This is a genomic window from Vibrio quintilis (assembly GCF_024529975.1).
GTDB classification, from domain to species: Bacteria; Pseudomonadota; Gammaproteobacteria; order Enterobacterales; family Vibrionaceae; genus Vibrio; species Vibrio quintilis.
Window position 1 is genome coordinate 1,435,875 of record NZ_AP024897.1, and the last position, 21,043, is coordinate 1,456,917.

Genomic DNA, 21,043 nt, shown 5'->3' on the forward strand with positions numbered 1-21,043 from the left:
GCTTGGGTATATTCATATATAAACTGAACCTGCCTTATGGCTATTTTTATTTTTCTGGTTTTTATTCTTGTTGCTGCAAAAATAAATTATCAGTAATAAGCAAATCGCTGCTCTGAATATGTTTCTGAAATTATTTGAATATTAATAATTATATTAAACTTATTGTTTAAATAATGACTCAGACTATTATCATGGCTATTCGAAGAGCGACATATAGTACATATTTAAAAGCAGGATTTGCTTATATTTTTTGATTAATTAAGCGGCTTTGCTAACACAGCAATCAAAGTCATACACAACCTTCTTAATATTAATCAGATGCTCTGGTCCGACATTATCTGAAACTGAACTGCCACCGACGGCACCGCAGCCTAAGGTCAGTGAGGGAATCAGCTCCGTCGTTGCGCCAATCGCACCCAGTGCACTTGGTGTGTTGACCAGACAGCGTGAAACCGGCACCCGCAGAGAAAAATCCTGAATCACCTGATCATCATCGGAATGAATGGAAGCCGTATGGCCGCTGCCTTCATTTTCAAGCAGTTCCACACAACGGTCGATGGCGGCTTTGCTGTCTTTCTCGACATACAGTGCCAGAATCGGTGTTAGTTTTTCCCGTGAATAAGGGTTGGTTTTGGAGACAGAATACTGCTGTGAAACCAGAACCTTCACATCATCCGGCACGCTAAGACCGGCCATGTCTGCTACATAAGTCGCTGGTTTACCGACGATTTTCGGGTTCATGGTGCCATTTTCACGTAAAATGACTTTACTGAGCTGTTCTGATTCTTCAGCCGAAAGGATGTAACCGCCTTGCTGAGCGATTTCATTTTTCACCTGAGCTTCAATCGCCCGTTCAACCACCAGAGACTGTTCAGACGCACAGATCACACCGTTGTCGAACGTTTTACTCATCACGACTTTTTTGACGGCTTCTTTCACGTTGGCTGTTTTTTCGATGAACGCAGGGCAGTTACCAGGGCCGACACCAATCGCCGGATTACCTGAACTGTATGCCGCTCTGACCATGGCTTCGCCGCCGGTAGCAAGGATGAGCGCCGTATCCGGGTTGTGCATGATCTCTTGCGTGCCTTCCAGAGACAGCTGGGTCATACAACCGATAATGCCTTCCGGTGCACCTGCTGCAACGGCTGCTTCCAGCACGATACGGGTGGTTTCGAGAATACAGTTTTTCGCCGAAGGGTGCGGGGAAATCACAATACCGTTGCCGGATTTAACCGCAATCAGTGTTTTGTAAATCGTGGTTGAAGTCGGGTTGGTTGAAGGAATCAACGCACCCAGCACGCCCATTGGAACCGCGATGTCCAGTGTCCGGGTTTCTGTGTCTTTACGTAAAATTCCGACTGTTTTCTGATCTTTGATGTAACGGTATAAATCGTTGGTTGCAAAGTTATTTTTGGTTATTTTATCTTCAATGTTACCGAAACCAGTTTCGAAAACGGCCATTTTTGCCAACCGGGCTGATTCACGCTGAGCGGCTTCAACCATGCTGAGAACAATCGCATCGATTTTTTCCTGTGAGAAAGTTTTTAACTGGCTTTGGGCTGCTTTTGCTTTTTGAATCAGCGCGATTGCTTCTGCGACTGACTCGTTATGTTGGGTTTCACGTCTCATTGGAACCTCCAGGGTTGTTGTTTTATTCCCGCTCTGCCGGTACTTTCCGGTTGTGGGGATGTTCATATTTGAACGTTAAGGGTAATGAGCTCTCTATGGGGTAAAGAATATCAACAGGCGGGAAACACAACTAATTCAGCTTTTAAAAAAATAGCTCTTTTTTAAATTGGAGGCGGAAATAACCGTATCTGAGGTCACATTTTTGCTATGTTTTTAAATTTGCCGATACTTAAACCAGATGTGAGTCATTAAAAAACTGCTAAGTGGCTGATTATTCGTAATGACTGGATCAGGGAGAATAAAATAATTGATTGATGTGGTTGAATTAATTTGTTTTTATTATTTTCTGAGTATAAAAACGCCGGAATATAATGTTTCATATAAACCGGCGTTGTTTTTACTGAACAGAAGTCATCCGTTGAAATGATTATACTTCCGGTTCAGGATCTGGTACATCACAAATATCAACCTTCGGATAGTTTTGCCGTTTTTTCATTCCGGGGTTCATCGCTTTAATGCTAATCCCGGACAGAGAATAACCGTCATAGGAAAAATCTTCAGGGAGCAACTCCATCGCTTCCAGCTGTGCGTCGACGGCAGCCTGTATGGTTGCATCCAGGTCAGTGACCATACCTGTACAGGAGCCGAAGGCTAACATTTCGGTATCTACTTCATCCACGAGACAGGAGTAAGCAAACAGGCCATCAAATGTGCCTTCTGGTGCGTCAGCATCATATTTTACGACGTCTATTTCGATCTCAAGGTCATAAGTCATGGGTGGCTCTGCACCATCAGAGACAGTCACCATAAATTCGGCATCACCACCAAACTGGGTTTGATCGCCGCCATTTTCAAAGCTCCATGCGCCTGAAAGGGTGCCGCCGTCAAGCTCTGTAGCAATACAACCTTCAGGCAATATATCAGCCAGTGGATCCGGTGCTTTTTAACCGGCGATTGCGGTTGACCCGATAGTGATACCTATCGTTAAACCAGCCAGAACGATGGCTAAATATGACTTTTTCATATTGAACTCCTTGCGACGATTTCAGGAATACCAGAGTCTGGCCCTTGTTATTGAATGTTTACCCATTTGCGATCATCAGTTTGAGTGTAGGCGGGGCAGGCGGATTCGCAGGCAAATTTATATGATAATTAAGAATATACTTATCTATCAGTTTGTTATTTAAGTAACTGATAAATAGATATAAAAATACAAAATCAACAAAGAGAACAGCATGTAATTGAACTTGAATGACACAATGAAAAAGACAGAAAAGGGAAATCATGGTGGTTAACTGACTGAATTATCTATTTATAACTAAAACCAATAACCGTTCTGTTTGAAAGAACTAAAATATTGAGTTGTGACAACTGTAAACCTGTGTAAAGCGTCTGTATTCAGGTATCAACAATATTTAATAATATTATGGCTCAACATAATAAAATAAAGGTAATTCATAATGGAAAGTAATAGTCAAGACTCATATAACGGCCGGAGAAAGGTGCTGAAGTCGATTCTTTCAGTTGCAGTGGCTGCAATCGCAACCGGATGTGGCAGTGAAAGTACCACTGCTTCCGCGACGGGTGGTTCAGCTTCTTCAACAACCGACAGCTCAACAGACACTTCAACCGATAGCTCAACGGACAGCTCAACCGACAGCTCAACCGACAGCGGTTCAACCGGGAGTGACGCCGGCGGCTCGACAGATTCAACGGAGACCGTTGACTGGGCAACCGGTGGCACAAAAAATATGACGGCGGATTTCCCGGACGATAGTTTGTTTGAGAGCTCGGATAGCTGTCAGGTTTCCCTGACCGGTTCACTCACCGAAGGGCCGTGTTATTTTGACGGCGATTATCTGGAAGATATTTCAGATGCGCAGACAGGGTTGCCGATGATGCTGTGTTTACAGCTGATCGACCAGAACTGCGAGCCGTTATCCGGTTATGAAATTGAAGTGTGGCACTGTAACGTGGATGGCCTGTATTCCGGCGATACCAGTGGCAGCAGTGATACCGATGGTTTCAGCAGCGGTTTTTGTACCGACAATGACAGCGAAGCGCTGGCTTCCCGCTGGTTCCGTGGTATTCAGGTGACAGACAGCAGCGGCCGGGTGAATTTTAAATCCTGTTTTCCGGGCTGGTATTCCAGCCGGGTGATTCATATTCATTTCCGGGTGCGTCAGAACAACAGTGATGAAGTGGTTTCCCAGTTCACCTTTACCGACGATTTTTGTACGGAAATCTGTACTTCACACACCGACTACGCCAGCCGTGGCGCACCGGATACACTGATTGCTTCAGATACGGTATTCAGCAGCGGTGCCGATGGCTATATTTTCAATACGCAGCAGAATGACGATGGCTCACTGGTGGCTTATAAGCGTATCATCATCAGCTGAAATGAAGCGGATGATCATCAGTTAAAGTTAAGCGGGTCGGGGATATGGGTGTAAAAACCGGGGGAGGTTTTATGCCTGTATCCCGCTTAATTTTCTGTCTTTGAACGGCGGGATCTTTTTCTTCGTACTATTTTCTTCATACATACTGTCTTTGTATAAAAAAACAGGCCCCGGCAGGAGAGCGCCGAAGCCTTGTTTATATTATGGCGGTAAATGAAGATGAATCACATTAACTATTAAAGCCTAAACCATAAAAAAAATCTGTCTCAATAATGAGAATGAATAGGTTTTCAATCAAATAACAGAACAGATAACCAATTGATTGAAATGTGTTTTATGGCAATTTACCAGTTGTCAGTGCACTCTGTTTTATTTGTTTGCAGCCACTTTATGGATAAACGGCCCGTAAGCCTTGTCACCGCACCAGTAATTAATCGCATTGCGCACACCGCGGCTGGTGTAGCTTGCGCCGGAGATGCCATCCACCGAATGGTCATCCGTCGGGCGGCGGTGTTTGATCACGACCTGAAAGTCAGGCTCGTCATGGCTGAATACCTGCTTTCCGACAAATGAATGTGCCCACTGCGGTTTTTCGGTAATTGTAGCGCCCAGACCTGGTGTTTCTGCATGCTGATAAAAGCCGAGCCCGGCAATTTTCAGGGTATGAATATCCAGCGCCAGATAGCCGAAAACAATGGAAAACCGGCTCATGCCCCGGATGGGTAAGACGATCTTACTATATTGCCCGGCATCGTTTTTCACCAGATAAGCCAGCCCGGTATTTTCCCGCTGACGGATGCCGGCCGGGTCGTCTGCCTCATTCAGTGTCACCGACTGTGTTGGGTCGGCCAGTATTTTTTCCAGATCATAGTGCGCCAGCAACGGGGCATTGTTGACTTCCTGACCGGTGCGTAAATCAATCAGATGGGGTTCGAAATACTTTGCAGTCAGCGCAGACATGCTCATTTTTTTGTGGTCCAGCCCGGCGACCTGTACCAACACGAGCCGCTTATCCAGCCGGACAGTCGGATTGACGTGGTTCGCGATGGTTTTGACCAGTTCTGAACCTTTGGACTGATGATGTTTGCCTGCTTGTTCCTCAGGATCGGAACAGGCTGTCAGTATCATCAGGCTGCAAAGCATCGCGGCACAAACACGAAAATTCATGTCAAAATTCATGAGAACAGCCTTATTTTAAACGGTGAGGAACGACTTTCGCGATGATTTTAAATTCTCCCTGATTGGTATGAACTTTCATCGTCAGAAACTCACCCGTTTTCAGCGGATGTTGCGGTTTAAACATCATCAGATGGTGCGTATTCGGCGTCAGTGCCAGCTTTTTATGTGCCGGAACAGAAATCTCACTGACTTCATACATTTTCCGCTGACCGCCTTCAAATTTTGACTGATGCAGCATGGTCATGGCAAAGCCTTCACAACTGAAGCCATCAATTACCAGCTTTTTATCCGTATTGTTATAAATCGTCATTTTGGAGCCGGTGCCTTTCGCTCCCGGTTTGAGCTGAAAAATTACCGGGTTTTGAACTTCAATCTGTTGTTGCAGCGTCTGTTTTTCTGCCGCAGTGCTGACGGATGTCAGCGTGAGTGACAGCAGGAGAGTCATTAATGCACAAAGATAGGCTTTAAAATTCATCATTATTCCTGTTCATCCTTTATTTGTAAGTTTTCAGTTGATTGATTTTCTGATTCAGATCCATGTGTTCTGAGTAACCGATGTGCATCTCCCGCACCACGCCGTTTTGATCAATAAAGAAAGTGGTGGGGGTGACGGAGACCTGATAACGCTCTCTGGTGATATCCATCTGATCAAAACCGAGCGGAAAGGTCACGCCCAGGTCGTTGGCAAATGCGTTCAGGTCAACATGGTCCTTATCGATGCTGACCCCAATCACCGCGACATCATCCGGGCGGGCACTGACCACCTGCTGCCATTTTTTCATCATCACCAGACAGGCACCGCAGGTGGCAGACCAGAATTCCAGTATCATCGGTTTGCCCTGGTAGTCAGACAGATTCAGTGGCTTCTCCGCGGCGTCAAATACCGCCAGGTCGGGCGCGGGGGCATTGACGCTGACAAAGGCTTCTTTGCAGCCGGTAAGCTGGGTCAGCATCAGCAGGATCAGACCCAAACCAAACCCTTTACTGTGCCTGAGCATACTGCGCATCGGGACGCTCCTCACCAATCAGTTTGCCGTGTTGCAGGCGGATAATCCGATCGGTGTACTGACCGAGTGCCGGGTTATGTGTGACCATAATGATGGTCCGCTTCTGCTCATGCAGTTTGCGGAAAATATCCAGCACCATCTGTTCGTTCTCTTCATCCAGATTGCCGGTCGGCTCATCGGCAAACAGCACCGGACACTCGTTGACCAGCGCTCTGGCAATGCATACCCGTTGCTGCTCCCCGCCGGAGAGCTGGCTGGGCAGGTGATCTTTCCGGTGGCCGAGGCCAACCTGTTCCAGCACTGCTGCTGCCGCGTCGCGGTCGGTGACACTGTGATAATGCTGCGCCAGCATGACATTCTCCAGTGCCGTCAGATAAGGAATCAGGTGGAACTGCTGGAACAGCAGGCCGATTTTTTCGGCGCGGAATTCCCGGCGGCCGTCTTCATCGAGTTGAGCAGCGTCCTGACCGTCAAGCAACACCTGACCTTTGGTCGCGGTATCGAGACAGCTGAGAATATTCATCAGCGTGGTTTTACCCGAGCCGGAAGCGCCCATGATGGCGACAAATTCTCCGTAACGGATTGAGATATCAATGTTATCCAGCGCTTTGACCTGATCAAAATGCTTACAGAGTCCTCTGGTTTCAATCGCAAAAGCGGATGTGATATCAGCAGACATATTATTCTCCTTTCAAAACTTTAGCCGGATCAACGCGGATGGCTCTCAGGGTTGGCACCACAGCCGCCACCATAGCAGCGGCAAAAGAGAGCAGCGCGGTGATGAAAAAGACCGGCATCCGCAGGTCAATCGAAGCATGAAACACGGTTTGTCCCAGAATTTGTGCCAGCAGGTAACCCAGCAGCAACCCGGCAATCATCGCCGCCAGCGTCATGATCACGGTTTCCCGCAGAATCTGCCGGGTAATCGCTTTGTGAGATGCACCGAGCGCTTTTTGCAGGGCAAATTCATGACGCCGCTCAGCAATCATCGCGGTTAAGGTGGTATTCACACACAAGGTGGACAGGATCAGAATCACGAAGGCGACCACGCCCATCAGCAGCTTGATTTTATTCAGCACCCGGCCTTCGGAAGCCGAGACTTTGCGGATCGGGCGGATATTGAGCTGCGGATATTTGTCTTTCAGCACCGAGGCGAACTGTTGCACCTGCCCGGCATCATTATCGAGACTGAACATCGCATAGTTAATCTGCCCCGGCTTACCAAGCCATGACTGCACCACCGGCAGATTGACGATCAGATAATTGTCTTCTGCTTCCCCGGATTCGATAATCCCTTTAATCGTGAAGCTGTGTTTGGTGTTGTCTTTGATAATCTGAATGGCGGAACCCAGTTTCAGTTCGAGTTTTTTGGCCAGTTTGCTGCCGATCATCGCATTGCGCTCATCAAACGACACGCCGATCCATTCGCCTTTCACCTGCCAGTATGGTGCAAGTTTTTTCAGTTGGGAAAAGTCGATGCCCATCAGCACAATTTTCTCCAGATCGGATTGCGCCATGCCGTACAGATACGGGCTGGAAGCGACCAGACTGCCGGCCGGGGCCAGTGACACCATAGTTTGATAATCCCGCTCAGAAAAATAAGCGCTGTTTTCCGGCCCGGCAAAGAAGTTCGCGCCGTAGTTGCGCAGCTCGTGGCTCATTTTTTCGTTGATATCAAAATAGACGCCCGCCATCGCCGTGATGATGGCAGCCCCGACAGTCAGCGCCGCAAACACCACCAGCACCCGGCGCAGGCGCAGGCGCAGCGAACGCCACAGCAGCAAAGAATTCATAGAACGATTATTGACGGCCATATAACACCTCAACCGGATAAAGTGATGCGATGCGCCGGGAAGGGAAGTAAGTACCGACAACGGTAATCATCACAGAGATAACAAGCACGAGCGGGACGATAATCCAGTGGAAACCAACCGGTGAACCGAACAGTGCATAGCCCATGATGGCCGCCAGTCCCCAACCTGCAAGGCAGCCCAGCAACCCGCCAATCAGGCCGCAAATCACTGATTCAGCATAAAACAGCAGGTAAACCTGCCAGTTTTTCGCCCCCAGTGACTTCATCAGACCAATTTCTTTGGCCCGCTGTAAAATGGCGTTGGTCATCAGTGAGGCAATGCCCATCGCAGCAGCGATCAGTGCGGCCAGCGTGACGACAAACAACAGGCTCTGGATTTTGCGGATGACGATACCTTCAGACGCAGCCACCTGCCATAAGGGTTTGACCGTGGCGTTATTCATCGCACCTTCGAGCTGGAAAGAGATCGAAGAGACATAAGCGGTGCAGAACCACAGGTCATATTCGTCTGAATCGAGGGATTCGAGATCTTCGCGCGCTTTTTTAGACAAGGCATTCTCAGGCACGGTCAGCGCCGAGACTTTCACCGTATGCACCCGGCCCTGCAACCCCAGCAATTGCTGCCCGGCATGCAGCGGCATGATCACGGCATTTTCATCAGCCGAACCATTGGTCAGAATGCCGGTGATGATGAGTTGCACCCTTGCGCCGTTTTTGCCGGTTAAGGTGATGGTGTCACCGGCTGACCAGTGTTGCTTTTCAGCCAGTGTTTTACCCGCCAGCGCCTGCACTTTGCCATCTGTAGCCTGGCTGTCATCCGGCCATTGTCCATCGACATGCCAGTAGGTCGAAATCAGCCGGTTGCCGGTATGATAATCCGGATCGTCCGGGACGGCGATCGGCTGGTCAAAGAAGGTGCCGACGATATTGACCGACTGTCCCCTGATGTTTTTCGGATTTATGGGATTTGAGGCGTCTGTCCCTGTAAGGTTTGGGGTGTCTGTCCCTGGATTTGAGGCGTCTGTCCCTGCAAGGTTTGGGGCGTCTGTCCTTGTGGGATTTGAGGCGTCTGTCCCTGTAAGGTTTGGGGTGTCTGTCCCTGCAAGATTTGAGGTGCCTGTCCCTGTAATGTTTGGGGCGTCTGTCCCCGTAAGATTTGGGGTGCCTGTCCCCAGTGTGGCTTTTCCCCGGACAAAAGGCGCGAAACCGATAATGTTATTGCGCCAGAAGATGTCCATGATGTTCGGCAGCTCACGCTCATCGAGCAGGTCTTTTTTGTCCAGCACATCGGCCTGAGACATCAGCATCTCCGGCAGCTGAATCTGCCCCTGCGGGGCGATTTCGATATTGGCGCCGTAGCTTTTCATTTCCACCGACATCTTGTCACCGATGCTGATTGAAATCGCCAGCAGGGCGGAGATCAGCCCTGCTGCCAGAAAAACCGTGGTGGTGGCGAGGATTTTGCGTCCTGTGTCATGCGCCCAGGACTGGCGAAGCATGGTCAATAACATGATTACTCCCCGGTTGGATCGTCGACATATTTCCAGGGGTTTTCCCGGAAGGCTTCATAAGACTCAGCAGAGGTGAAGAAGTAAGTTTTTCCGCCAAACATATAAGTATGGTCCGCGCCGGTGTTACTCAGTTTTTCCCCATTGACCGGATCGGTGACGGTGATTTCGACGACATCACTGAAATACTTCAGGCCGGTTTCGAGGGTTTTCTTCGCGATCAGAATGTCGTTGCCTTTGCGTTGCCACTGCGGGATCGGAATCGGGTTACAACCTCCGGGTTTGCCAATCGACGGAATGAAAATGTGCACGCCACAGGCCAGACAAATCACCTGATCACCGGCCTGGGTATAACCGGCATCGCCGCATAACATGCAGGCATCAAAGACCACGCCGAATTTTTGCTCGCCCGGATAACGATCAATGACAAAAAAGCGCACCACTTTGCCGTCGCTGGCAATCCATTCGTAACGGTGAATCTTGCCGTCTTCGAGTGCTTTGGTCACAGGGACATGCACAAAGCCATCCGCCGCCAGCGTGATTTTCTCACCCGGAGTGCGTTGCAGTGGCTGGGAGGCGACCAGATCCCAGTACAGCAGGCTGGAAAATGTCAGCACAATCGCCACAGCATAGTGGCGGGCCAGCCGCCAGCGGCTGTTGAGCTTTGCCTGGTGTTTTCTTTTGCTGATTGCATCGGTTTGTGCCGCGGTTTGTTGTTTCAGCGGCATGATGTCACTGCGGTACAGCACCAGCAGGCAAATCACGCAAAAAATCAGCACACAATAAGGGTAAATCCAGTAGAAGTTGATCACTCTGGAGACGTAACTGAGCATCGTTTGTGTCAGTGGCAGCACTTGCAGTTTCATTGCTGCCAGAATGATTTCGCCGGACAGCGGCAACAAGGCAATCAGAATCAGCAGCGTGATGAGGGTGTTGATCAGAGTACGGTTGCGCCGGGCTGCCAGCAGGGTGGACAGCACATGGATGAATCCCGTCAGGATAAATCCGCCCAGCAGGGCCGATAAATTTAAAATGAATTCGGTATTGATGACATTGGTGGCGCTGAGCATGTTCAGTTTGGCAATTTTGGCCCACATAAAACCAGCCAGCGCCAGTATCAGGGTTTGCCAGACCAGCAGCACATAGCTGCGGGCACGAAACAGCAGGGCATACGCCAGCAACAGAATCAGTGCAGCCGCATCAATGGCGGCGATGGTCAGAATATTCACCTGACTGAATGGCAGGTAAGTGAACGTCATGGCGCCGGCAATAATGGCACATCCCGCCAGCCAGAATTGCTGTTTGTATTGTTTGTCTTCCGGTTGTTCCCAGAGCAGCCCGAATAACATCGCGGGCAGCAAAAAAACGGAAAGAACCTGGGACAGATAAAAACTCATCGTTTGGCCTTCTGATGAAAAGGGGATACGGCTTTTGGCAAAGCCGTATCCGGAGTGACATCGCCGTCGTGAGGACGGAAAAATCAGTCTAGTTCAGACCGACATATTTAAATTTGTAATTGGCATCAAAAGGTTTGAACCAGCGACCGACACCGGTTTCTTTATCGGTGTGACGCAGCAGACCAGCTTTTGATGGCGGCTCGATGTGGAATGTCAGTTCATAGTTACCGACACCCAGCATTTTGACGTTGGAACCATAGTGAGGGCCGTCGGTCGCAACCATCGGCATAAAAGTGCCTTCCTGTGTTTTGCCGGTGTCTAAGTTTTTCAGCTTGTATTCAATGGTCAGGTAAGGAATCCACTCACCGGCACCAAAGCCGTTTTTGTTGCCTTTCAGTGCGTGAATATCGGCTTCAAGGTGAACATCTGATTTGGATGCTGCCCGCATCATTCCCTGAGGTTCCATGGTAATCGGCTGGAGGTAAACTGCCGCGATTTCCATGCCGTTCATTTCAATGGTTTCACCTGCCGGGACTTCACCCGCGTAAGCAGTGGACACAGCAAAAGCGGGGATTGCCAAAGCGGCAAGTAACATGTTCCTGGACATATAATGTTCCTTCTTATTCATCAATGAGTATTTATGCTCAACTTGTCTTCTTTTTTATGAGATTCGCTGACGTTTTATGACGATCAGCGCAGCGATGGCCGCACCAATCAGGATTGCCTGCGGTGCCAGTGTTTCGGCATAAGGATAAATTCCCAGCAGGCTGAACTGCGGCCAGCCGGAAAGCAGGGTGGGCTGAAAGAGTTTGCCTTCAACCAGCTCCAGCACGCCTTTGCCGGAGAATACAAAGGCCATTAAGTACATAAAGCTGCCGGTAAACATAAAGAAAGGCTTCAGCGGCAGCCTGACGACGCTGTAACGCATCACAAAGTAAATCAAAACGAGAATCACGATACCGGCGAACAGTCCGGCAAACAGCCCGGCCATCGAGGACGGGGTGGCACCGGCTGCCAGCGCGTAATAGAACAGAATGGTTTCCGCGCCTTCCCGGTACACGGCCAGAAAGCTGGCGAACCATAAACCGGCCAGCGAGCCGGCGGTCAGTGAGTGGGACAGTTTACTTTCCAGATAATGTTTCCACTGGGTGGCTTCCACTTTCGACAGCAGCCAGTAGCTCATAAAGAACAGTACCACTACGGCAATCAGCATGGTGAATCCTTCCAGCAGCTCCCGGCTGGCCCCGGCATTGGTAAACAGCCACTGGAACAGCACCGCTGTGATCAGGCTGGCAATGAGCCCCCAGATTACCGAGCTTTTCACAATATAAATTTTGTCCTGATGCTCATTTTTCACCAGATATGCGGCAATCGCAGCGACGATCAACAAGGCTTCGAGCCCTTCACGCAGAATGATGGTCAGGCTGGCAATCAGCATCGCCCACCAGCCGTCGCCGCCTTCTGCTAAGGTACCTGCTGCCCGGTTGAGAGCGGTTTTCAGCTGGCTGAACTGAGACTGAATTTCAGCCACGTCCGCACCGGCTTTCATCTGGCTGACCATACGGGTGAAATAGCCCTCAAGAGTGGATTTGGCGTTGGTATCGCGCGCACCGACGCTGTTTTCCATCCCGCTGGCTTCGAAGTGATCAAAATAGGCATCCTGAATGCCGGCCATCGCTTCGCTGACCTGTCCCTGCTGATATTGCGCTATCGCCTGTTCCACAGCGGAGGAAATGTCCGCAATCACGGGTTGCCAGTCTTGCTGCGTTTGTGCGGTGTCTGTGTCCGTCTGCGGTTTCTGGCTGTCACGCGTGGCGGGCAGGCCGGGCAGGTCATCTTTCAGATCGGCGACCAGATTCGATAAGCTGTAACTGAATTCAATCAGCCTTTTCTGGCTGTAATCCTGTTTGGTCAGTTTGACCAGCGCTTTAAACTGATCGTTATATCCGGCGGCTTTTTCCGCAGAGCGATACAGGCGAATCGCAGTTTCCAGGTCTGAATTTTTGTAAGCGGTATATTGTGCCGTCAGGATCAGTTCGCGGGACCTGGTGATTTTTTGTGTGGATTGTTCCGGTGTTTCTGCCGATTCACGGTATTCCGTTAATGCCTGATTGAGTGTGCTGTCAATCATTTCAACCTGAGTGCGCCAGAAGGGCAGAATGTTGTCGGCACTGAGATCCTGATTCTCTGCCACCAGCTGATGGCCGGATTTGAGAATCTCCGGCACGGTGGCGATTTCTTTTTTCAGCCACTCAATTTCAGCCTGCACTTTGTTCACGGGGGCTTTGTCGGCAATCATCTTTCTGATTTCACCGAATTTGGCTTCCAGTTCGGCACTGTATTTTTGCGAATAGTTAATCCGGATCGGGCCTTCAATGCCTTCATAAATATCAAAATAAGCCATCTGGACCGTTGATTTTGCCTGCGCAACGTCACCGGCCTGATACAGCGACAGGGTTTTATCTAACCGGGTATTGATGTCATCTGCGGCAGCCTGATAGTCGACAATCGCGGCGGATGCAGAGAAGCTGATAAAAATCAGTAAGGCGATTGACAAGGGCATGGAGAAGAGATGTTTCAACGGGCTTATGAACATGATTGACTGCTGTAAATGAGAAGTTTTCAGCATTATAAATGCAAATTATTTGCATTATCAAACTGTAATTATTTGTAACAGTCATTTTTTTGTTCTTTGCTGAATTTCCGACGTCTGCTGCTGACAGTTTCTGACACCTCTGGCTGCTAACCTGCCTGTCAGGTGAACTGCCGGTATCAGGAGGAAAATTATGCAGATCGATCGTGAACAATCAGGAAATCGTGAACAGACAGAAAATGGTAACCAACAAAGAATATGGCAAGACACACCTTATCCGGGCGTGTGTTTTTACGGGTTATCAGAATCGCTTGAATCAGGCCGGACAGCATTACTGAAATTTGACGCGGGTGCGCGGCTTCCGGCACATGCACACCCGGGCTGGGAACAGTTGTTGATTCTTGAAGGGCAGTTCCGGGTGAACCATCAGTGCTGTCATCCACGGGATTATGTGTTTTTGCCTGCCGGAGAAACCCATGAAGTGGAAGCGATCACCGCGGGCATCTATCTGACGATTGCGGAAAAAGCCGGGGTTAAAATCAGCAAAGAGGCTGAAATTTAGTGACTTTGATCACAAAATAAGTTGTTTAAAAAAACATCAAAACGGGTAAATAATTGCATGAAACAAAAATGTTTCATCGATTAATTTGCAGCTATCTTGCGGTAATTATTAAATAACTTGTGGTAAAAACACGCTATTTTGTGCTGTTCCTGTCACAAAACCTTCACTTCATCTGCCTATGCTGAGCTCAGTTTTTTACTCCCCGGACTGCCGGGAAACTGAGTACAGAGGCCAGCCATGAACATTCGAGATGTTGCTGAACTCGCCGGTGTTTCACCGGCGACAGTCTCCCGGTTACTGAATCAGACCGGCCGGGTCAGTGCCTCTGCCCGTGAACGGATTGAAAAGGTCATTCAGACCACAGGCTATGCCCCTGGCCGCCAGTCCGGGCGTATCGAAGTCAACCACAATCCGACTATTGGTGTATTGATTCCGAGCCTGCTGAATCCGGTTTTTTCTGAAATTATGGCGGGCATACAGGAACGGGCCAGACACTTTGGGTTTTCCGTGATGATTGCAGACACCGGCTATGAACGCGAGCGGGAGCGGCAGGCGGTGGTGGATTTAATTCGTCAGCGGGTCGCGGGTGTGATTCTGACCGTTGCCAGTGTGGAGAATAACGAAGCGCTGTCCCTGCTCAAAGAATTCAGCTTTCCCTTTTGTCTGGTTCATAACCGTTCTGAGGAGGATGAACCGTCTGTCTTCGTGGATAACTATCAGGCGGGCTACGATGTGGCCGCGCAGCTGATAGCGGCGGGCCACACCCGGCTGGGTATGGTTGCCGGACGGTTTCAGGTGTCAGACCGGGCAAAGCAGCGTTATGCCGGATTTCAAAGCCGGATTGATGCCGGTGAGATGGCTATATCCGAAGCGTTGATTGAAGTGGACCCCTGTGAGGACGCGCCATTTGATGCCAGCCGGTTGCTGAGCATGCACCGGCAGGTCACCGCCTGGTTTTGCAGTAATGATTTGCTGGCAATGAAACTGATGCACTATTTTTCCCGCCAGGGGATCCGGGTGCCGGAAGAAATCTCTGTGGTGGGGTTTGACGGGATGTCTTTCGGACAACTGGTCTCTCCGCCATTAGCAACCGTCCGGGTGCCGCACCGGATGATGGGTAACTGTGCGGTGGATTTACTGTTTAATTCCCGGCATCACACCGGGTTAAACCTGCAACGACAACTCCGTTATGAGGTGAACCTGAGTGGTTCAGTCATGACACGTCAATAACCTTTTTTTTAATCACCTTTATTTTTCCTGAGACATGATACAGGTAGGAAGTTATGTTGAGAATCAAGTTAAAACACTGGGCAAAACTGGCGGTGATCGGTGCCGGGATGATGGTCTCTGTTGCGCAGGCCGCCGATGCGATCTGCTATAACTGCCCGCCGGAGTGGGCAAACTGGGGCGGACAACTGAAACAGATTAAACGCGAGCTGGGCATCAGTGTGCCGATGGATAATAAGAATTCGGGTCAGTCACTGTCACAGCTGGTGGCTGAGAAAAATAACCCGGTGGCGGATGTGGTGTATTACGGTGTCTCGTTCGGCATCAATGCGAAGAAAAAAGGGGTGACCGAAGCCTATCAACCGAAAAACTGGGACAAAATCCCGGCCGGTCTGAAAGATCCGGATGGTTATTGGTTTGCCATTCATTCCGGTACGATTGGCTTCTTTGTCAATGTCGATGCGCTGGATGGAAAGCCGGTTCCGCAGTCATGGAAAGATTTACTGAAGCCGGCATACCGCGGCATGGTGGGTTACCTTGATCCGACCAGTGCATTTGTCGGTTATGCCAGTGCGGTTGCGGTCAATCAGGCCATGGGCGGGAATCTGGACAACTTCTCACCGGCGATCCGCTATTTTCAGCAACTGGCGAAAAACAGACCGATTGTGCCGAAACAAACCTCCTATGCCAGAGTGATTTCCGGCGAGATCCCGATTCTGCTCGATTATGACTTCAATGCTTACCGGGCAAAATACAAAGATAAAGCCAATGTGCAGTTTGTGATTCCACAGGAAGGCACGATAGTGGTTCCTTACGTGATGAGCAGTGTCAAAGGTGCGCCGCATCCGGGCTACGGTCATCAAATCCTTGATTTTGTGTTGTCTGACAAAGGGCAGCGTTTGTGGGCCGATGCCTATTTAAGACCGGTGATTGCATCGGCGATGAGCCCGCAGGCGAAAGCAAAATTCCTGCCCGCTTCTGAATACCAGCGTGCCGGTGCGGTTGATTTTGGCCGCATGGCAGAGGTGCAGCAGGGGTTCACACAAAATTACCGTAACCATGTCCGCTAAGCCGCTTATGTGCTGACGACAGTGCTGACGACAAGGCACCCGGCGGTCTTGCCTGCCGGGTGCCTCCCTGATGCTGAACAGAACTGATGCTATTGAACCCATACTGAATTGCTGAACGAATTATCTATGAATTATCAATGGAATCACCGGATGCTGCTGCTTCCCGCCGGGCTGATTTGTCTGGCCTTTTTTCTGCTGCCGCTGACCCGGCTGATGTGGTTGTCCGCGTCCGATGCCGGAGCCGGATATGTGGCGATGATCACCCGGCCTGTGTATTACCTCAGCCTGTTTTCTACCGTGATTTTATCGGTTGTGGTGACCTTTTTCAGTCTGGTGATTGCCACGGTCACCGGGTTATTTCTCACCCGTTCTCAGTTCCGGGGCAAATCACTGCTGATTGCGATGCTGAGTTTTCCGCTGGCTTTTCCCGGCGTGGTGATCGGTTTTTTCATCATAATGCTGGGCGGCAGACAGGGGCTGGTGGCGCAGCTGAGTCTGGCGATAACCGGGGATCGCTGGGTGTTTGCTTACTCGATGGCCGGTTTGTTTCTCGGGTATCTGTATTTCTCGATTCCCAGAGTGGTACTGACGGTCATGGGGGCGGCTGAAAAACTCGACCCCAGCCTGCCGGAAGCCGGGCGATCACTGGGAGCCGGGCGCTGGCAGATTTTACGCGATATTACGCTGCCGGCGCTGATGCCGGGGCTGATTTCTTCCGGCTCTGTCTGCTTTGCAACCGCAATGGGTGCATTTGGCACCGCATTTACGCTGGCGACACAAATCGATGTGTTACCCATGACGATTTATACCGAATTTACCCTCAATGCCAACTTTGCCATGGCGGCGACCCTGAGCCTGGTGCTGGGAGGCATCACCTGGCTGTGTCTGGTGATGGCGCGGCTCAAAGGCGCTGGCTCAGTGAATATGGGAGGCTGAGGGATGAAAAGAACAGGTGTTTTTTATCTTCAGCTGGGTTTTACACTGCTGGTGTGTGCGTTTCTGATTGTGCCGGTGCTGATGTCCATCACGGCCGGGCTGACGAACAACTATTTTACCGGTATTAAAAGCGGCCTGACACTGCGCTGGGTGACCGAAGTGTGGGAGATGTATGCCGGAACTGTGTGGCTGACGCTCCGGATCGCACTGGCAGCGACGGTGATTAATCTGCTGGCGGGAGTGCCCTGTGCATATTATCTCGCCCGTTATCCGTCGCGGTTTGCCGTGTGGTTTGAAGAGTGTCTGACTTTACCGGTGGCGATTCCCGGCCTGGCTATCGCGCTGGGGCTGTTGTCGGTTTATGGTGACATCACGGCTTTTCGTACCAGCTGGCTGTTTATCCTGACCGGCCATGTCATTTTTACCCTGCCGTTTATGGTCAAAGCCGTGCTGGCGGTGCTGTGCAGTATCAATTTCCGGGTGCTGGAGGAGGGGGCGGCCAGTCTCGGGGCTTCGTTCCGGCAACGCTTTGTCGATGTGATTATTCCCAACTGCAAAACCGGCATCATAAACGGGGTGCTGATGACCCTGACGTTATCGGTGGGGGAATTCAATCTGACCTGGATGCTGCATACGCCCCTGACCAAAACCTTGCCGGTCGGACTGGCAGATTCTTATGCGTCGATGCGGCTGGAAATCAGCTCTGCTTATACGCTGATTTTTCTGTGCCTGATTCTGCCTCTGCTGATGGCGGCACAGCGACTGAACCGCAGACCGGTGTAATCCGGGGCTGACCGATTAATTTGTTGGTTAATCAATGAGCTGATTAATCAATCTGAGTGAAGAAAACGATGAAATTATCCGATTCAAGTGTATCGATTCACCTGAAGCAAATTCAGAAAACCTTTACCGATGGCACGCTGGCGCTTAAGCCGCTGGATTTAGACATTCACGCCGGAGAAATTCTGGTACTGCTTGGCCCCTCGGGCTGTGGAAAAACCACGACACTGCGTTTGATCGCCGGGCTGGAATTTGCTGACCCCGGTGGCCGTATTTGTTTTGGTGATCAGGATGTGACCGCGCTGCCGGTTGAAAAGCGTCATATCGGGATGGTCTTTCAATCCTATGCGCTGTTTCCGAATATGAACGTGGCGGAAAATATTGAATACGGATTGCGGGTCAGGGGAGAGAAGCCGGCAGAGCGGCAGAAAAAAGTGGATGACATGCTGGCGATGTTTGATTTGCAGGCGTATGCCCACCGGGCGGTGGATCAGTTGTCCGGCGGGCAGCGGCAGCGGGTGGCGCTCGCAAGGGCGATTATTACCCGGCCACGGGTGCTGCTGCTGGATGAACCGCTCTCGGCACTCGACGCTCAGCTGAAAAAAAGGTTGCGGGGAGAGATCCACCTGTTGCTGAAACGTCTGGGGATTACCGCGGTGTATGTCACTCATGATCAGGAAGAAGCGATGGAAATGGGGGACCGGATTGTGGTGCTCGATCAGGGAGAAATTGCCCAGACCGGCACGGCGGAAGCGATTTATCTGGCGCCTGAGAGCCGGTTTGTGGCGGATTTTATCGGCCGGATGAATTATCTCTCTGCCCATGTTCAGCAAGGACACGGGGCGCTGGTTCTGAACCTGCCGGAAGGACAGTCATGGACATTGCCACCGGGGATTTTACCGGACTTTCTGCCGGTCAGTGGTGAAGTCACCCTGATGATTCGCCCTGAAGATATTCGTCTGGAAACCGAAACGACCGATCAGGCCGCGATTGCCGCGACTGTGGTCTCAGGCGTCTTTCTCGGAGACCGGACCCGTGTGGTGGCTGAGATTGGTCCGGCGCATCCGCAGATTTGTGTGGATTGCTTTTCCCGCCGGGCGTACAGCGCCGGGCAAACCGTGTTTATGATACCGGATCAATCCCGGCTCATCTGGCTGAATACTGAACAACAATAATCCGGAAGGCGTGATGCTGATTGCACAACTGACTGATTTACATATCCGGGAAGGCGGCAAACCCGCTTACCGGAAAGTCGATACACTGGCCTGTTTACGTGAGGCCGTGAATCATATTAATGCCCTGCAACCCCGGCCTGATCTGGTTGTTGTGACCGGTGATCTGGGAGATTACGGGACACCGGAAGAGTATGCAGTCATTCTGCCGGAATTACAGCGGCTTCAGCCTGCGATTCAGGTGATTCCGGGCAACCATGACCACCGGGGATGCCTGCGGGAAGCACTGGCAGAACTGACGACATTCGATCATCCGCATTATTGTAATTTTATCCGTGAGTGCGGGGGCTATGTGCTGGTCGGGCTGGATACTTCCGTGATTGGTCAGCCGTACGGTTTGCTGAGTGACGAGACACTGATATGGCTTGATCAGGTGTTGCAGACTCACGCGGACCGTCCTGTGTTGCTGTTTATGCATCATCCGCCGATGGCTGTTGGCCTGAACCATATGGATGTTCAGAAACTGCAAAATGATGATCAGCTGTATGACGTGTTGACGTGGTATTCTCACGTGAAAGGGATTGTGACCGGCCATCTGCACCGGCCTGTCTTTGCGCTCTGGCATGATTTGCCGGTCTGGGTCGGACCGGCACACAACCATGCCGTGACGCTGGATTTGGATCCGCAGGCGCCTTCTTCTTTTTCGCTTGAAAGCCGTGCGATTCAGTTATTTGCTTTAAAGCCGGAAGGTATCGTCAGCCATCTGAGTTATCTCGGTGCGGGGGAAGGTCCATTTCCATTTTTCGATGAGAATCATCAGCTGATTTGTTAGGGTCAGCAGACCCTGAGGTCTTTTGCGCTGTGGTGATGTTTGTGCAAAGCATATTGGAAGGAGGCTGACGGAACGATGTTCAATAAAAAGTGACTTCGACGTTTCTGTCCGGCTCCGGGCGGGATATTCATCCGGCATCAATTTGCCTGAATGAGCAGAAACTCTTTGTCAGAAGTCTGTTTTATCTTAGTGACAGGTGCCGATGGTCATGACGCCAGTTTGATGATTTCAAAATAAACAGACTCATCAATTTTTTCCGGATTCAGGGACATTTGATAAACCAGCGCTATGATCCGGGCTTTTTTCCGGTTATCGAGGATTAACGCATTCTTTTGACATAATGAATCGATTTTTTCGATTGATTGCGTCAGGGTTTCCCGGTTAATTCCCTGCACTTTTGGTGGCAGGATTCCATCGTCTGTTTGATACATCAGCCCATGACCGGTTGCGAGCCATTCCAGTGAGATACCTTCAGCCGACGCAATCCGGCTGGCAATGTTCAGGCTGGGGACGGAGCCATCGAGGCAGGCTTTGAGGGTGGATACACTGACCTGCCAGTCTTCAGCGGCCTGTCTTGCTTCCCGGCCCTTCATCAGGATTTTCAGCCGTTCCGGCAGTTCCTGATTTTGACCGGATGCTTCCGCAATACAGTCCGATTCGCAGCCGGAAATTAACCAGCCCATACTCATGCCGGTGGCTTCAGCAATTCTGGGGAGTTTGTCCATGACCGGGTAAGAGCCCTTTAAGTATTTTCTGATCACACTCTCAGAAATACCACATCTCTTTGAAAAAGAGCGTACGGATTCATCCCCCATGACATCTCTCAACCTGTCTTTAAACTGATCAATCTGTAGTTTGTACTGCGACAGGAGCGGGTTTTCTTCATGTTTTTCCATATATTAACTCAATTTATAGCTATCACCGAAAGAAAAC

Annotated in this window: 20 protein-coding genes; 8 read left to right on the plus strand and 12 right to left on the minus strand. The window is 50.4% G+C overall.

What is annotated here, in order from left to right; all coding sequences use genetic code 11:
* Positions 1–258: 258 nt before the first annotated feature.
* Positions 259–1,632, minus strand: a complete 1,374-nt coding sequence (locus OC443_RS06735; RefSeq protein WP_073580115.1) for an acetaldehyde dehydrogenase (acetylating) — start codon at positions 1,630–1,632, stop codon at positions 259–261.
* Between the two features lie 427 nt (positions 1,633–2,059).
* A complete protein-coding gene (locus tag OC443_RS06740) occupies positions 2,060–2,548 on the minus strand; it encodes a hypothetical protein (RefSeq protein ID WP_073580116.1) in 489 nt (162 codons plus the stop codon).
* 544 nt (positions 2,549–3,092) lie between these two features.
* On the opposite strand from OC443_RS06740, the gene OC443_RS06745 reads away from it, so the two are divergent.
* On the plus strand, positions 3,093–4,034 hold the full coding sequence (locus tag OC443_RS06745) for a dioxygenase family protein (RefSeq protein WP_073580117.1): 942 nt from the start codon (positions 3,093–3,095) through the stop codon (positions 4,032–4,034).
* Positions 4,035–4,403: 369 nt separating this feature from the next.
* On the opposite strand, the gene nqrC is transcribed toward OC443_RS06745, so the two are convergent.
* From nqrC to OC443_RS06790, 9 genes are all read right to left on the minus strand, one after another.
* A complete protein-coding gene (nqrC, locus tag OC443_RS06750; RefSeq protein ID WP_073580118.1) occupies positions 4,404–5,213 on the minus strand; it encodes an NADH:ubiquinone reductase (Na(+)-transporting) subunit C in 810 nt (269 codons plus the stop codon).
* A 10-nt stretch (positions 5,214–5,223) separates the two neighbouring features.
* Complete coding sequence (locus tag OC443_RS06755) at positions 5,224–5,691, minus strand: copper chaperone PCu(A)C (protein WP_234976329.1); 468 nt, start codon at positions 5,689–5,691, stop codon at positions 5,224–5,226.
* A gap of 16 nt (positions 5,692–5,707) precedes the next feature.
* A complete protein-coding gene (locus tag OC443_RS06760; protein ID WP_083601529.1) occupies positions 5,708–6,220 on the minus strand; it encodes a TlpA family protein disulfide reductase in 513 nt (170 codons plus the stop codon).
* Positions 6,195–6,899, minus strand: a complete 705-nt coding sequence (locus tag OC443_RS06765) for an ABC transporter ATP-binding protein (RefSeq protein WP_073580120.1) — start codon at positions 6,897–6,899, stop codon at positions 6,195–6,197. Before OC443_RS06765 ends, OC443_RS06760 begins: the two co-directional genes overlap by 26 nt.
* A 1-nt stretch (position 6,900) precedes the next feature.
* Positions 6,901–8,034, minus strand: coding sequence for an ABC transporter permease (locus OC443_RS06770; protein WP_073580121.1), 1,134 nt, complete (start codon positions 8,032–8,034; stop codon positions 6,901–6,903).
* Positions 8,021–9,544: an ABC transporter permease gene (locus OC443_RS06775; RefSeq protein WP_262021649.1), complete on the minus strand. Its 1,524-nt coding sequence runs from the start codon at positions 9,542–9,544 to the stop codon at positions 8,021–8,023. Before OC443_RS06775 ends, OC443_RS06770 begins: the two co-directional genes overlap by 14 nt.
* A gap of 2 nt (positions 9,545–9,546) precedes the next feature.
* Entirely contained in the window at positions 9,547–10,938 is a 1,392-nt protein-coding gene (locus OC443_RS06780; RefSeq protein WP_073586149.1) for a Fe-S-containing protein, read from the minus strand.
* Between the two features lie 88 nt (positions 10,939–11,026).
* Positions 11,027–11,545, minus strand: a complete 519-nt coding sequence (locus tag OC443_RS06785) for an iron transporter (protein ID WP_073586148.1) — start codon at positions 11,543–11,545, stop codon at positions 11,027–11,029.
* Positions 11,546–11,599: 54 nt separating this feature from the next.
* Complete coding sequence (locus tag OC443_RS06790; RefSeq protein ID WP_073586154.1) at positions 11,600–13,534, minus strand: FTR1 family iron permease; 1,935 nt, start codon at positions 13,532–13,534, stop codon at positions 11,600–11,602.
* Between the two features lie 190 nt (positions 13,535–13,724).
* On the opposite strand from OC443_RS06790, the gene OC443_RS06795 reads away from it, so the two are divergent.
* The 7 genes from OC443_RS06795 to OC443_RS06825 all read left to right on the plus strand — a co-directional run bounded on the left by OC443_RS06795 (position 13,725) and on the right by OC443_RS06825 (position 20,110).
* On the plus strand, positions 13,725–14,093 hold the full coding sequence (locus OC443_RS06795; RefSeq protein WP_083601774.1) for a cupin domain-containing protein: 369 nt from the start codon (positions 13,725–13,727) through the stop codon (positions 14,091–14,093).
* 237 nt (positions 14,094–14,330) lie between these two features.
* Complete coding sequence (locus OC443_RS06800) at positions 14,331–15,323, plus strand: LacI family DNA-binding transcriptional regulator (RefSeq protein WP_073586147.1); 993 nt, start codon at positions 14,331–14,333, stop codon at positions 15,321–15,323.
* A gap of 107 nt (positions 15,324–15,430) precedes the next feature.
* Entirely contained in the window at positions 15,431–16,390 is a 960-nt protein-coding gene (locus OC443_RS06805; protein ID WP_306345653.1) for an ABC transporter substrate-binding protein, read from the plus strand.
* Positions 16,391–16,516: 126 nt separating this feature from the next.
* Positions 16,517–17,326: an ABC transporter permease gene (locus OC443_RS06810; RefSeq protein WP_083601773.1), complete on the plus strand. Its 810-nt coding sequence runs from the start codon at positions 16,517–16,519 to the stop codon at positions 17,324–17,326.
* 3 nt (positions 17,327–17,329) lie between these two features.
* Positions 17,330–18,109: an ABC transporter permease gene (locus tag OC443_RS06815; protein WP_073586145.1), complete on the plus strand. Its 780-nt coding sequence runs from the start codon at positions 17,330–17,332 to the stop codon at positions 18,107–18,109.
* Positions 18,110–18,177: 68 nt separating this feature from the next.
* Complete coding sequence (locus tag OC443_RS06820) at positions 18,178–19,281, plus strand: ABC transporter ATP-binding protein (protein ID WP_073586144.1); 1,104 nt, start codon at positions 18,178–18,180, stop codon at positions 19,279–19,281.
* 13 nt (positions 19,282–19,294) lie between these two features.
* A complete protein-coding gene (locus tag OC443_RS06825) occupies positions 19,295–20,110 on the plus strand; it encodes a phosphodiesterase (RefSeq protein ID WP_073586143.1) in 816 nt (271 codons plus the stop codon).
* A 206-nt stretch (positions 20,111–20,316) separates the two neighbouring features.
* Here the strand turns inward: OC443_RS06825 and OC443_RS06830 are convergent, their stop codons facing one another.
* Positions 20,317–21,006, minus strand: coding sequence for a helix-turn-helix domain-containing protein (locus OC443_RS06830; protein WP_073586142.1), 690 nt, complete (start codon positions 21,004–21,006; stop codon positions 20,317–20,319).
* Between the last annotated feature and the right edge of the window lie 37 nt (positions 21,007–21,043).